At 55.2% G+C, this 12,666-nt stretch carries 10 protein-coding genes and 1 rRNA gene; 4 read left to right on the top strand and 7 right to left on the bottom strand.

Translation table 11 applies throughout. The annotated features are described in order from the left end of the window. Positions 1 to 778 (top strand): AMP-binding protein (locus ABYK60_RS17310; RefSeq protein ID WP_372873252.1); only part of this gene is annotated, 778 nt, incomplete at its 5' end. A 62-nt stretch (positions 779 to 840) separates the two neighbouring features. On the opposite strand, the gene argH is transcribed toward ABYK60_RS17310, so the two are convergent. The 5 genes from argH to argC form a co-directional block, all read right to left on the bottom strand. Then, positions 841 to 2,211, bottom strand: a complete 1,371-nt coding sequence (argH, locus tag ABYK60_RS17315; protein WP_372873253.1) for an argininosuccinate lyase — start codon at positions 2,209 to 2,211, stop codon at positions 841 to 843. Positions 2,212 to 2,292: 81 nt separating this feature from the next. Beyond that, positions 2,293 to 3,516: an argininosuccinate synthase gene (locus tag ABYK60_RS17320; RefSeq protein WP_372873254.1), complete on the bottom strand. Its 1,224-nt coding sequence runs from the start codon at positions 3,514 to 3,516 to the stop codon at positions 2,293 to 2,295. Between the two features lie 49 nt (positions 3,517 to 3,565). Beyond that, positions 3,566 to 4,471, bottom strand: a complete 906-nt coding sequence (locus ABYK60_RS17325) for an ornithine carbamoyltransferase (protein WP_372873255.1) — start codon at positions 4,469 to 4,471, stop codon at positions 3,566 to 3,568. Between the two features lie 11 nt (positions 4,472 to 4,482). Further along, the gene (argB, locus tag ABYK60_RS17330; protein WP_372873256.1) at positions 4,483 to 5,262 is read right to left on the bottom strand and encodes an acetylglutamate kinase; all 780 of its coding nucleotides are present in this window, start codon (positions 5,260 to 5,262) and stop codon (positions 4,483 to 4,485) included. A 16-nt stretch (positions 5,263 to 5,278) separates the two neighbouring features. Then, entirely contained in the window at positions 5,279 to 6,259 is a 981-nt protein-coding gene (argC, locus tag ABYK60_RS17335; protein ID WP_372873257.1) for an N-acetyl-gamma-glutamyl-phosphate reductase, read from the bottom strand. Between the two features lie 266 nt (positions 6,260 to 6,525). On the opposite strand from argC, the gene argE reads away from it, so the two are divergent. The 3 genes from argE to ABYK60_RS17350 all read left to right on the top strand — a co-directional run bounded on the left by argE (position 6,526) and on the right by ABYK60_RS17350 (position 11,007). Continuing rightward, positions 6,526 to 7,677: an acetylornithine deacetylase gene (gene argE / locus ABYK60_RS17340; protein ID WP_372873258.1), complete on the top strand. Its 1,152-nt coding sequence runs from the start codon at positions 6,526 to 6,528 to the stop codon at positions 7,675 to 7,677. Positions 7,678 to 7,810: 133 nt separating this feature from the next. Continuing rightward, on the top strand, positions 7,811 to 10,474 hold the full coding sequence (gene ppc, locus ABYK60_RS17345) for a phosphoenolpyruvate carboxylase (protein WP_372873259.1): 2,664 nt from the start codon (positions 7,811 to 7,813) through the stop codon (positions 10,472 to 10,474). Further along, positions 10,471 to 11,007, top strand: a complete 537-nt coding sequence (locus tag ABYK60_RS17350) for a DUF1439 domain-containing protein (protein WP_372873260.1) — start codon at positions 10,471 to 10,473, stop codon at positions 11,005 to 11,007. The genes ppc and ABYK60_RS17350 overlap by 4 nt, the downstream gene beginning before the upstream one ends. Before the next feature lie 63 nt (positions 11,008 to 11,070). Here ABYK60_RS17350 and ABYK60_RS17355 read toward each other — a convergent pair whose 3' ends face one another. Together ABYK60_RS17355 and rrf are read right to left on the bottom strand one after the other, a co-directional pair. Beyond that, positions 11,071 to 12,345, bottom strand: coding sequence for a CinA family nicotinamide mononucleotide deamidase-related protein (locus tag ABYK60_RS17355; RefSeq protein ID WP_372873261.1), 1,275 nt, complete (start codon positions 12,343 to 12,345; stop codon positions 11,071 to 11,073). A 194-nt stretch (positions 12,346 to 12,539) separates the two neighbouring features. Then, a 5S ribosomal RNA gene (gene rrf, locus ABYK60_RS17360) occupies positions 12,540 to 12,655 on the bottom strand. Positions 12,656 to 12,666: the final 11 nt, after the last annotated feature.

A 12,666-nucleotide genomic window follows, 5' to 3' on the forward strand; every position in this document is an offset into this window, starting at 1 on the left:
GCGTAAAATTCACAAAGGCCTGGGGCTGGATAAGTGCCGTTTGCTGGGTTCAGGTTCGGCGCCAATTCCACCGTCCCTTATCCGCTGGTACAACAGCATTGGCCTCAACATCTGTGAAGCCTGGGGCATGACCGAAAACTGTGCCTACTCCATCATCAATTACCCATTCGATGAGCGTAAAATCGGCACCGTGGGCAAACCGGTGGAAGGCTGCCAAATCCGCCGCAGTGAAGAGGGTGAGCTCATGGTGAAAAGCCCCGGCCTGATGAGTGGTTACTATTTGCAGCAGGAAGCCACCGAAGCCGCCTTTGATGCAGATGGTTTCTTCCACACCGGCGACCTGTGCGCCATCGATGAAGATGGCTGCGTCAGCATCACCGGCCGGGTGAAAGACAACTTCAAAACCGCCAAGGGCAAGTACGTTGCACCAGTGCCTATTGAGCGCAAACTGGCGCAAGACCCACACGTGGAGCTGATTTGTGTAATTGGTTCCGGCCTGCCCCACCCCATAGCACTGGTACAGTTATCAGATGGCGCAACACTGCAGGCGCGCGAAGAAGTGCGTGTTTCCATCAAGGCCACCCTGGATGCCATCAACCCTAACCTTGAGTCCCACGAAACAGTGGATGCCGTGGTGGTGGTTACCGAGCCCTGGACTATCGAAAACGATGTGCTGACCCCAACCCTGAAAATCAAGCGCCATGTGCTGGAAAGCCGCTTCAGCGCCAAGGTCGACGGACAGCGTGGTGCCAAAGTGGTGTGGGAAGACGAAATTTAGTCCGCTCTTTAAATAAAAAGCTCGCCGGTTGGCGAGCTTTTTTTATGCCCTGAATACAGATATCAGTACTGCTGTTTTTTAGCAGCCAGTGCGGCGGTAACCTGATTGATGGCCGTGCCACCCAGCACATTGCGCTTGGCCAGACACTCATCCAGGCTCAGGTGCGGATACACATCCTCGCCAATCACGGCGGCAAAGCGTTGCAACTCGGCGATGGGCAGGTCTTCAAGCGCCACGCCCTGTGCGATGGCATGCAGCACCACTTCGCCCACCACGTGGTGCGCCTCGCGAAACGGCATGCCCTTGGCCACCAGATAGTCGGCAAGCTCGGTGGCATTGGCATAACCTGCCTGCGCCGCCTGCTTGGTGTTGTCACGGTTTACCTTAACTCCTTCCAGCACCAGCGCCGCCATGTCGAGACAAATACCCCAGCTGTCGATGGTATCGAACAGACCTTCTTTGTCTTCCTGCATGTCTTTGTTGTAGGCCAGCGGCAACGCCTTCATGGTGGTGAGAATGCCCACGAGGTTGCCGTAAACCCGGCCGGTTTTACCGCGGATAAGCTCGAGGGCATCAGGGTTTTTCTTCTGTGGCATCAGAGATGAACCCGAAGTCACATTGTCAGCCAGCTCCACAAAAGCCGCTTCGCCTGTGTTGAAGAAAATAAGATCTTCCGCCAGCCGCGACAGGTGCATCATCGACAGTGACGCCGCAGCGCACAGTTCCACCACATGGTCGCGATCCGATACCGAATCCAGACTGTTGAGGGTCGGACCGCCAAAGCCCAGCGCTGCGGCCAGCGCATGGCGGTCGATTGCATAGGCGGTGCCCGCCAGTGCCCCCGAGCCCAGCGGGCAGGTGTTGAGGCGCTTCAGGGCATCGGCCAAACGGGATAAGTCCCGCTCCAGCATTTCCACATAGGCCAGACACCAGTGACCAAAGGTCACCGGCTGCGCCCGCTGCAGGTGAGTGTAGCCTGGCATCACTGCGTCCAACTCACGGCTCGCCAACGCCAGCAGCGCCTGAATAACGGCGGTCAGCTTGGTTTCAAGCAAACTGCCCGAGGCCTTGCACCACAGCTTAAGATCGGTCGCCACCTGATCGTTACGGGAACGGCCGGTGTGCAGTTTCTTACCGAGATCGCCAACTTTTTCAATCAGTTTGGTTTCGACAAAGCTGTGAATATCTTCGGCGCCGCTGCCAATAATGGCTGTCTCGTCCTCGCCCACTTCTTCAAGCAGCTCGGTCAGCGCGGCCTTAAGACGACTGCATTCATTACCGTCGAGCACACCCACGCTGGCGATGGCATCAGCCCAGGCGATGGAGCCTTCCACGTCCTGCACAAACAGTCGGTAATCGACCGGCAAAGAGTCGTTAAAGAGTTGGAACAGGGCACTGGCCTGCCCCTGAAATCTGCCGCCCCACAAGGCCATAGCGATTCTCCTTCTGCCCGGGCCTGCCCGGAAATCAAAATGAATGGGGGCCAATAAAGGCCCCCTGACTGACAAGGTGGCTTACTTGGTGTTGTAAGCGCGGATACGGCTTGCCAGCGAGTACAGGCGGATAAAGCCCTCGGCGTGCTTCTGGTCGTATACGCTGTCCTGACCGAAGGTGGCAAAGGCTTCCGAGTAGAGGCTGTTGGGTGAGCGCTTTTGCACTGCAGTGGCCTGGCCCTTGTAGAGCTTAACTACCACTTCGCCATTCACCTGGGTCGCCAGGGATTCGGAGGCGGCCAGCAGTGAGTCACACAGTGGGGTGAACCAACGGCCGTCATACACCAGATGCGCCATCTTAGCGGCGATCTGCTCGCGCCACTCACGGCAGCTCTTGTCCAGCACCAGCTCTTCGATGGCCCGCAGCGCAGCAAACATCACGGTGCCACCGGGGGTTTCGTAGCAGCCACGGGACTTCATGCCCACCAGCCGGTTTTCGGTGATATCGATACGGCCAACACCATGTGGCGCAGCAATGGCGTTGAGGGTCATCAGCGCCTGATAAGGGCTCAGCGCCTCACCGTTCACTTCAGTGATACGGGCATTTTCCACCTTGAGGGTAACAAAGGCTGGCTGGTTTGGCGCATCTTCCGGGTCAACCGTCATGGTCCATACCTGCTTGGAAGGCTGATTCCATGGGTCTTCCAGCTCGCCACCTTCATGGGAGATGTGCCAGGCGTTGGCATCGCGGCTGTAGATCTTGGTGGCTGAAGCCGAGGTTTTGATATTGCGTTCGGCCAGATAGGCCAGCAGATCTTCACGGCTTTCCATGTCCCATTCACGCCATGGGGCAATCACTTTCAGCTCCGGCGCCAGCGCGGCGAAGCAGCCTTCGAAACGCACCTGATCATTACCCTTACCGGTGCAGCCGTGGCACAGGGCATCGGCGCCCACTTTACGGGCCACTTCCACCTGCGCCTTGGCAATGATGGGACGGGCCATAGAAGTACCCAGCAGGTAAGTGCCTTCGTAGATGGCACCGGTGGCGATGGTTGGGTAGATGTAGTCTTTTACAAAAGCTTCTTTGAGGTCGACGATATGGCACTCGCTTGCACCCGAGGCCAGCGCCTTTTCAGTCAGGCCAACCAGCTCTTCTTCGCCCTGACCTACGTCGGCACAGAAGGCGACAATTTCGCAGTTGTCGTAGTTTTCCTTAAGCCAGGGGATAATTGCCGAGGTATCCAAACCGCCCGAGTAGGCCAGGACAACTTTTTTTACACCGCTTTTGTTTTGTTCAATTGCCATAACTGTTTCCCAGAAGGCGCCCCGGGCGCCGATTTCTTACCAGATAAAATTAACCGAGCAGTGTTACCAACACTGCATTTTGTGCATGCATGCGGTTTTCCGCCTGCGTCAGAATAAGTGAGCCTTCACCGTCCATGACTTCGTCTGTCACTTCCACGCCACGGTGGGCAGGCAGACAGTGCATAAAATGGCTGGCACCGGCCTTTTTCATCAGCGCCTTGTTCACCTGATAAGGGGCAAACTTGGACTTGATATCCACAAGGGATGTGCTGTCACCCATGGAAATCCAGGTATCGGTGTAGATGGCATCGTGGCCTTCAATGGCATTAATGTCCGAGGTCAACACTAGCTCACCGCCGTGCTCTTTGGCAATTTCCTGCGCCTGCTGCACTTCATAGCCATCAGGAAAGTGACCTGGAGGGCAGATCACTGTCATGCGGGCCCCGAGCAGCGCCGCGCCATACATCAGCGAGTGGCAGACGTTGTTGCCATCACCAACAAAAGCAAGTCGCACCTTGGACAGGTCATCAAAATGCTCGGCCAGACTCTGAAAATCCGCCAGCCCCTGACAGGGATGGTAGAGATCCGACAGCGCATTAATTACAGGCACTGAACCATGCTCGGCCAGCCCCTGTACAGTTTCGTGGGCAAAGGTGCGCGCCACAATGGCGTCGGCCCAGCAGGAGAGGTTTGAAGCAAAGTCCTTAACCGACTCCCGCTTACCCAGGGCACCATTTTGTTGATCCAGATACAGGCAGTGACCACCGAGCTTATTGATACCGATATCAAAGCTGACGCGGGTACGAAGCGAAGGCTTCTCGAATAGCATCACAACGCTCTTGCCAGCGAGTGCGCGGGAATATTTAGCTGGATCGGCTTTTACGTCTGCGGCAAGCTTAAGCAGATCCAGCAATTGCGTTTGCGTCAGGTCTTTTATCGATATCAAATGTTTCATGGTCTTTGCCCCTAAGGTTGTATCTGTGTGCCCACTGCCTCACCCTTGATAAGGGCTGCCAACTGTTCACTGTCACGCCAGGAGGCAACCTGTACCGGCTGACCGAGCCACTCGGCGACCTCCAGAGCAGCTTCCACTTTTACCTTCATGCCCTTTTCAATTACGCCGAGCTTTACCAACTCGTCGATTTGAGTGCGGCTGAGACTGTCAATAAGCTTACCTTTACCATCCAGTACGCCGGAGACATCAGACAGCAGTACCAGCTTGCCGCCGAGCAACTTAGCCAGCACCGAAGCAGCCTGGTCGGCATTCACATTCAAAAGCTCACCCGTATTTGTCATCGCGATGGAGCTGATAATTGGCAGCCAGCCCTGACCCAGAATAAATTCCAGTGCACTGGCATCTTTAGGGCTGACTTCACCCACCATGCCAAGACGCTCATCTTTCACCACGGCACTGACCATGTTGGCATCGCACAGGCTCATGCCCATGCTCACCACGCCCGCTTTGGCCGCAGCGCCCTGCAATAACTTGTTGGAGGTGCCCGCCAGCGCGCCGGCAATAATCGGCATCTGCTCGGCAGGAGTGACCCGCAGACCATCGAGCTTGACGGTTTCCATGCCGTTGGCCTTGAGCTGCTCATCCACCAGACAGCCGCCGCCATGCACCAGTACCACTTGCTGGCCTGACTCAAACAGCTTGGCAATGGTGTCCATCAGCCGGGTCATACCCATCTCGCACTGCAACAACGCGCCACCCACTTTTAATACCAATACCTTGTTCACAGACATCCCGAAGCTCTCCAACTCAAACGCCAAAATGAATCTTTATGCACTGATGTGCCTGACTGGCAGCGCCTTTCATCAGGTTGTCGATGGCACTGGCCACCACCAGATAGCCGCTGTCTTCATCGAACTTCCAACCCAGATGACAATTGGGGGTATGCACCACATCATCCACCTTGGGGAATTGCCCTTCTTTTACCGTCACGATTGAGCTCTGGTCGTATACGCTGTAAGCCTGTGCCACTTCTGCACGGCTGGTGCCTGACTTGAGCTGCACCGTGATGGTAGCCAGAATGCCACGCTTAAAATTACCCAGATGCGGCGTGAAAATAACCTCCTGCCCCAATTGGGTGGCGATTTCTGGCTGGTGTCTGTGACCAAGTACACCATAAGGAGTCAGGCTTACTTCACAAAAACTGGTATGCAGCTGCGCCTTGCGACCTGCACCGGTGACACCGCTGACGGCATTGATCACCGGACGCGACTCAGTGAGTAACGCTTTCAATGGCTTAAGAGCTGTCAGTGATGCTGTTGGATAACAGCCAGGCACGGCAATCATGCGGGTGCTGGCAATGGCCTCGGCATTCCACTCGGCCAGGCCGTAAACTGCTTGGGCCAACACTTCAGGATGACTGTGCTCAAAACCGTACCACTTGGGATACTGAGCGGTATCGGCAAAACGGAATGCACCGCTCAAATCAAATACTGCCAGCCCCTGCTGGTAGAAATACGCCGCCAGCTCCAGTGATACCGAGTGCTCGGTAGCCAGCGCCACAGCATCGGCCTCGGCCACAATGGCGGCCTTGGCGTCATCACTCAAGGGCGACAGTGTCAGGGAAATATGACTGTAGACAGGATACAAATCGGCAAGGGCCTTGCCTTTGTCAGCACTGCCTTCAGACACATAGAGTCCCTGGATCGCAAAAGCTGGATCGGCCACAAGCAGAGCGGTTAACTGTGCCCCCGTGTAACCACTGGCACCTATGATGGCAATTTTTTTCATGAGTATTAGATTCTTAATAATTAACAGATAGATGGAATAAATTTCCGTTAATGGGGAGACGAGCCCCTGCGTAAACACCTTGTGCCGCGACTATCGTCGCAGCGTATGGAGGGGGGCAGGCAATATGTAGGAATTGATGTATAAATAAACCATATTCTCTCTCTGTTTGAGGCCTTCGCTATGGTGCTCGTTCCAGCTGTTTGCTAGACTAACACAACTCTTTAATTATGCAATATGCATGAATAACTATTTTCAGGACTTATCCAGTGAATCGCATTCCAGATCTCAAAACCCTTTTTTCTTCGCTCATTAACGCGCCATCTATCAGCGCATCCGAGCCAGAGCTGGATATGAGTAATCATTCAGTTATAGCCCTTCTAAACGACTGGTTTTCCACCCTAGGGTTCCAGTGCGAAATATCCAAGGTATCAGTAACAGGTGACAAACAAAATTTAGTCGCAAAAATCGGGTTTGGCGAAGGCGGCATTTTACTGGCCGGTCACACAGATACAGTACCATTCGATGAAGGCCGCTGGAGCCAGGATCCATTCACCCTGACCGAGAAAGACAATCGCTGGTATGGCCTTGGCAGCTGCGATATGAAAGGCTTTTTCGCGCTGGTACTGGAAGCGGTAAAAGACCTGCCACTGGATAAATTGAAGAAGCCGGTTTACGTCTTTGCCAGCGCAGATGAGGAAACCACCATGGAAGGCGCCAAGGTGTTTGCTGCCAGCACTGAGATTCGTCCCGACTACGCCATCATAGGAGAGCCCACCGGCCTCAGGCCCGTGTATATGCATAAAGGCCATTTGGCACAGGGCATCCGAATTACCGGCCGCAGCGGTCATTCATCGGATCCGGCCCGCGGACTCAATGCCATTGAAATCATGCATAAAGTCATAGGACAGCTGCTGAAACTCAAACAGCACCTTGCCGACAACTACCGCGAAGATGCCTTCAGCGTGCCCTATCCCACCATGAACTTTGGCCACATCCATGGCGGTGACGCCGCCAACCGTATTTGCGGCTGTTGCGATCTGCATCTGGACATCAGACCATTGCCGGGCATGTCGCTTGATGACCTTGAACTGATGCTACTGAACTATCTTGGCGATATCAGCCGTGAACATCCGGGCTCGGTGGAGATCCGTACCCTCTACCCCGGCAGTGAAGCCTTTGCCGGCATCAAAGACAGTGCCTGGACGGCGCTTGTCGAGAGCCTCAGTGGCCAACAGGCCGAGGTGGTGAACTACGCCACCGAAGCGCCCTATATCAACAGCTTGGGTTGTCAAACCCTGGTACTTGGCCCCGGTAGCATCAATCAGGCCCATCAACCAGATGAATATTTGGCAATGGATCAACTAAAACCCACGGTGGAATTATTAAAACAGTTGATTTACAAGGCCTGTATTCAATAAATCACAAACAGCCCTATGAAATACCACAATTGGACTGACCAATTGACCTTGGTCGGTTGACCCCGAACGCAGGGCTGTTTATTGTGCTCGAACGGCTTTGGCTTAGATCTGTAACCCCGTGAATGGAGATACCATGACAGACGTAAAGGGTACCGAGAAAGTAACAGACATGTATGCCCAGCTAAGGGCCAACGTGGGCATGATGGGGCAAATCCTGGGTGACACCATGAAGGATCACCTGGGCGAGGCGTTTCTGGAGAAGGTTGAGCAAATCCGACTGCTCGCCAAAGACAGCCGCAGCGGCGATGACCAGGCAAGGGCAAAAATGCTGGCCCTGCTCAGTGAGTTGCCCGATGAGGAGCTGGTGCCTTTCGTTAAAGCCTTTAACCAGTTTCTGAACCTGGCCAATATTGCCGAGCAATTCCACACCATCAGCCGCAATTGCGACGAACTGGTGTGTGTTCCCGATCCGGTTGAGCAGCTGCTTGGCCGCATGTTGGGTGGCAAGGTAGATGAAAAGCAGATGCTGGCCACCCTCAAGACGCTGGACATAGATCTGGTGCTCACAGCGCACCCGACCGAGATTTCCCGTCGCACCCTTATTCAAAAGTATTCCGCCATTGTGGATTGTCTGCAGGATTTGGAAAACCCGCAGCTTACCGAACGCGAGCACAAAAACGGCACCCTGAGACTACGTCAGTTGATTGCCCAAATCTGGCACACCAATGAAATTCGCCGTGAGCGCCCAACCCCAGTTGACGAAGCCCGCTGGGGATTGTCCACTATCGAAAGCTCACTCTGGCATGCGGTGCCTGACTTTCTGCGCCAACTGAATGATCAGGTTGAACAGGTCACGGGCTCTCAAATTCCCACCGACATGGCACCTGTGCGCTTCTCCAGCTGGATGGGGGGCGATCGCGATGGCAACCCATTCGTTACCGCCAAGGTAACCGCCGAGGTGCTGGACAGAAACCGCCACACCGCCGCCCGCCTGTATCTTAAGGACGTGGTCGAGCTGGTCGGTGAGCTGTCCATGGAAGAGGCCAATGACGAGCTTAAAGCTTACAGCAACAATTCCTGCGAGCCCTACCGTGACGTTCTGCGCAGCCTGCGCAGCAAACTGCGTAATACCATCGACTATCTCAATGCCCGCCTCGAAGGGCATCATCCGGAAGTCACCCGCGAAGATATCATCTGGGAGCAAAAGGATCTCGAGCAGCCGCTGAAACTCCTGTATCAAAGCTTGTGTGACTGCGGAATGCGCCTTATCGCCAACGGCCGCCTGCTGGATATGCTTCGCCGTCTGGCCTGTTTTGGTATTCATATGCTGCGCCTTGACATTCGTCAGGACGCCGGCCGCCACGAAGCAGCCATTGCCGAACTGACCCGATACCTTGGCCTGGGTGACTATGCCCACTGGAGCGAGGCCGAGAAGCAGGCATTCCTGCTGAAAGAACTCAGCGGCCGCCGTCCACTGATTCCAGGCAACTGGCAACCATCGGACGAAGTAGCTGAAGTCCTTGCCACCTGCCGTCTGGTCGGCACCCAGCCGCAGCAGGCGCTGGGCTCTTACGTGATATCCATGGCCAGCCTGCCATCGGATGTACTGGCAGTGCTGCTGCTTTTGAAAGAGTCCGGCTGCCGTTATCCCATCAGGGTAGTGCCCCTGTTCGAGACCCTCGACGATTTGAACAATGCCGCCGACTGTATCACCGCACTTTTGGATATCGACTGGTACCGCGGTTACACCAAGGGCATGCAGGAAGTGATGATTGGTTACTCCGATTCCGCCAAGGATGCAGGGGTAATGGCCGCAGCCTGGGCTCAGTATCGTGCCCAGGAGCAACTGGTGAAGGTGTGTAAGAACGCTGGCGTAAAGCTCACCTTGTTCCACGGCCGCGGCGGCACGATTGGACGTGGCGGCGGCCCTGCCCATAAGGCGATTTTGTCGCAACCACCGGGCAGCGTCGATGGCCGCATTCGGGTAACCGAGCAAGGCGAGATGATCCGCTTTAAGTTCGGTCTGCCCAAGCTGGCGGTGCAATCACTGGCGCTCTACACCTCGGCGGTACTGGAAGCGACCCTGCTGCCACCGCCAGAGCCAAAACCAGCATGGCGCAGCGCCATGCAGCGCATCGCCGATGAATCGGTTGAAGCCTATCGTGGTATAGTGCGCCAGGAACCTGACTTCGTGCCTTACTTCCGCGCCGCTACCCCCGAGGTGGAGCTCGGCAAGCTGCCCCTTGGCAGTCGTCCGGCAAAGCGCCGGGTGGATGGCGGTATCGAGAGCCTGCGTGCTATCCCTTGGATTTTCGCCTGGTCGCAAAACCGGCTGATGTTACCCGCCTGGCTCGGTGCCGGCGAAGCTCTGAAAGCCGCTGCAGACCGCGGCGAACTGGGCTTGCTGCGGGAAATGGAGCAAGACTGGCCCTTCTTCAACACCCGCATCTCCATGCTGGAGATGGTGTACAGCAAGGCTGAGCCTAATCTGGCCCGTTATTACGAGCAATGTCTGGTGCCTGAGCCGCTGCATCATTTAGGGGTAACCCTGCGTGAGCGTTTGGCTCTCGGTATTGATGCCGTACTGGCGCTCACCGGTGAAGACAGCCTGATGGCTCACACGCCGTGGAACCGTGAGTCAGTAAGGCTCAGAAATCCTTATATCGACCCGCTGAACTTCCTGCAGGCAGAACTTCTTGGCCGTACCCGCCGTGAACAAACACCGTCGGAATCTGTACAGCTGGCGTTGATGCTCACCATTGCCGGGGTGGCAGCGGGCATGAGGAACACCGGATGATCCGGCTGCTGGCGGTGTCGGCGCTGCTGTTGCTGCCTGGCTGCATTAGCCAGTACAGCATCACTGAGCGGGAAATGGCATCCTATCTCAATAAAGAGATTGGCCTTGAGGTAAAAGACAACTCGGGGCCGCTGGGCGCTCGGGTGTCTGTCAATCAGATAGAGGTAAAGCTTGGCCACAAGGCGGATACCATGGCTGTCACGGCAACCAGCCTTGCGGAAGTAAAGACGCCGTTTATTCCGCTGCGTGCCACCCTCACCACCACGTTCGAGGCCAAGCCCTGGTACGACAAACAGGCTCATGGGGTGTACCTGAGGGACTTGCAACTGGTGGATGTGAGTGCCAATCCGGCGGAGCTTAAGCGCTTATTGCAGGATTTGGCTCCTGAGCTGATGCGGGTGGTGAGAAGCTTCCTAGAAAGCCAACCTGTTTATGTGCTGGATACCGAAGATGCGGCTCAGGCGAAACTGGCCGAAATGACCCAGCGGATCACGGTGAAACCCGGCAAGCTGGTGCTGGAATTCACCCCCTGAGTCCAGAACTCAGTACAAATAAAAACGCGGCCTTTGAGCCGCGTTTTTTATTCAGGATAAGTATTACTTGGGATAACGGCTGATAGAGCTGTAGTCCACAATCACCGCCTCACCATTGAGTTCACGGCGCAGCATGTCATAGGCCACTGCTGCGCTCACTTTACGCACCATGTCTCGGGAGCGGCGAGGCAATTTCACCATCTGACTGTACACGCCGCCCTTGGTCGCAAGAGCAATCGCCACAGTACCCACCGGTTTTTCCTCTGTGCCGCCATCGGGGCCGGCAATGCCACTGGTAGCCAGCGCGAAGTCGCTATCCAAAATAGCACGAGCCCCCTTAGCCATCTCCTCAACAGTTTGAATAGACACGGCGCCGTAGTCATCCAGTGTCTGCGGCGAAACACCAAGAACCCTCACCTTGGACTCATTGCTGTAGGTCACCAGTCCCTGATGCAAATAAGAAGAGCTGCCGGGGAAGCCAACCAACTGACTGGAGATGAGGCCACCGGTACAGGACTCGGCCACACTGAGGCTTATACCTGAGTTGTTCAATCTGGCGTGGATTTCTTCTTCGAGCGAGGTACGGTTCTCAGCCACCACCACATTGCCAAGTCGCGCAGCGATTTCATCAGTTACCACCTCAAGCACCTCAATGGCTTCTGCGCCACGGGCAAACACCTTGATTTCGATATACGGCATAAAGGAGCGATAACCAAGCGTAATACCCTCTGGCAGAGGCATAGCTTCAAGCTCATCGGCCAGCGATGACTCACCTCGCCCCAAAGTCAGCAGCTTACGCAACGCTACCTGACTGCCGGCATTGAAGGTGCCTTTAACGAATGGCAAAAACTGCTCTTCCACCATTTGCTTGAATTCAAACGGCACCCCGGGTGTGAAGAAAAGCCAGGCGCGATTGAGTTTTACCCTGAAACCACAGGCAGTGCCAACTGGGTTATCCACCATCACGGCTGATTCGGGCAACCAGGCCTGTTTGATATTACTCTTTGGCATTTCACGCCCATGTCGGGTAAACCAGTCGTGCAGACGCACAACCCACTCTGCATTCTCCACCAGGGATTCTCCCTTGGCTTTGGCCATGGCTTCAGCAGACATATCATCAGAAGTCGGGCCCAGGCCACCATTTACCAAGATTACATCTGCATGGAAACTGCGCTCCTGAAACACTGCCACAAGGTCCTCAAGCCTGTCACCCACGGTGACCCGCCGCTGCACTTCTATACCGTTTTCCATCATCAGGTTGGCAAACCAGGCGGCATTGGTATCCACTATCTGTCCTGCAAGCACCTCTTCACCGGTGCAAATCATCTCAAGCTTCATGCCTGCTCCTTCGATATAAGTTGGCTATAAGGTAGGGAAGCCCTTAAGTCATAGCAATAGCCTGCCGTGCATCTTAAGTATTAAATGGCCGTTAACGGTAATGCCGATGGTAAAACGAATAAGAAAGAGGAAAATTTGAAGACACAAAAACGCAAAAAGGCCACCCTGTTGGGTGGCCTCTTCACTTATTAGGCGCTTGGCAATGACCTACTCTCACATGGGGAGACCCCACACTACCATCGGCGCTGCTCCGTTTCACTACTGAGTTCGGAATGGGATCAGGTGGGACCAGAGCGCTATTGTCACCAAGCAAATTCATTA

Origin of the sequence: Shewanella sp. (assembly GCF_041630135.1) — a bacterium.
Classification (GTDB): Bacteria; Pseudomonadota; Gammaproteobacteria; order Enterobacterales; family Shewanellaceae; genus Shewanella.

Coding starts and splice junctions, on each gene's coding strand:
- argH (WP_372873253.1), bottom strand. CDS start 2,211: ATGGCCTTGTGGGGCGGCAGATTTCAGGGGCAGGCCAGTGCCCTGTTC.
- ABYK60_RS17320 (WP_372873254.1), bottom strand. CDS start 3,516: ATGGCAATTGAACAAAACAAAAGCGGTGTAAAAAAAGTTGTCCTGGCC.
- ABYK60_RS17325 (WP_372873255.1), bottom strand. CDS start 4,471: ATGAAACATTTGATATCGATAAAAGACCTGACGCAAACGCAATTGCTG.
- argB (WP_372873256.1), bottom strand. CDS start 5,262: ATGTCTGTGAACAAGGTATTGGTATTAAAAGTGGGTGGCGCGTTGTTG.
- argC (WP_372873257.1), bottom strand. CDS start 6,259: ATGAAAAAAATTGCCATCATAGGTGCCAGTGGTTACACGGGGGCACAG.
- ppc (WP_372873259.1), top strand. CDS start 7,811: ATGACAGACGTAAAGGGTACCGAGAAAGTAACAGACATGTATGCCCAG.
- ABYK60_RS17350 (WP_372873260.1), top strand. CDS start 10,471: ATGATCCGGCTGCTGGCGGTGTCGGCGCTGCTGTTGCTGCCTGGCTGC.
- ABYK60_RS17355 (WP_372873261.1), bottom strand. CDS start 12,345: ATGAAGCTTGAGATGATTTGCACCGGTGAAGAGGTGCTTGCAGGACAG.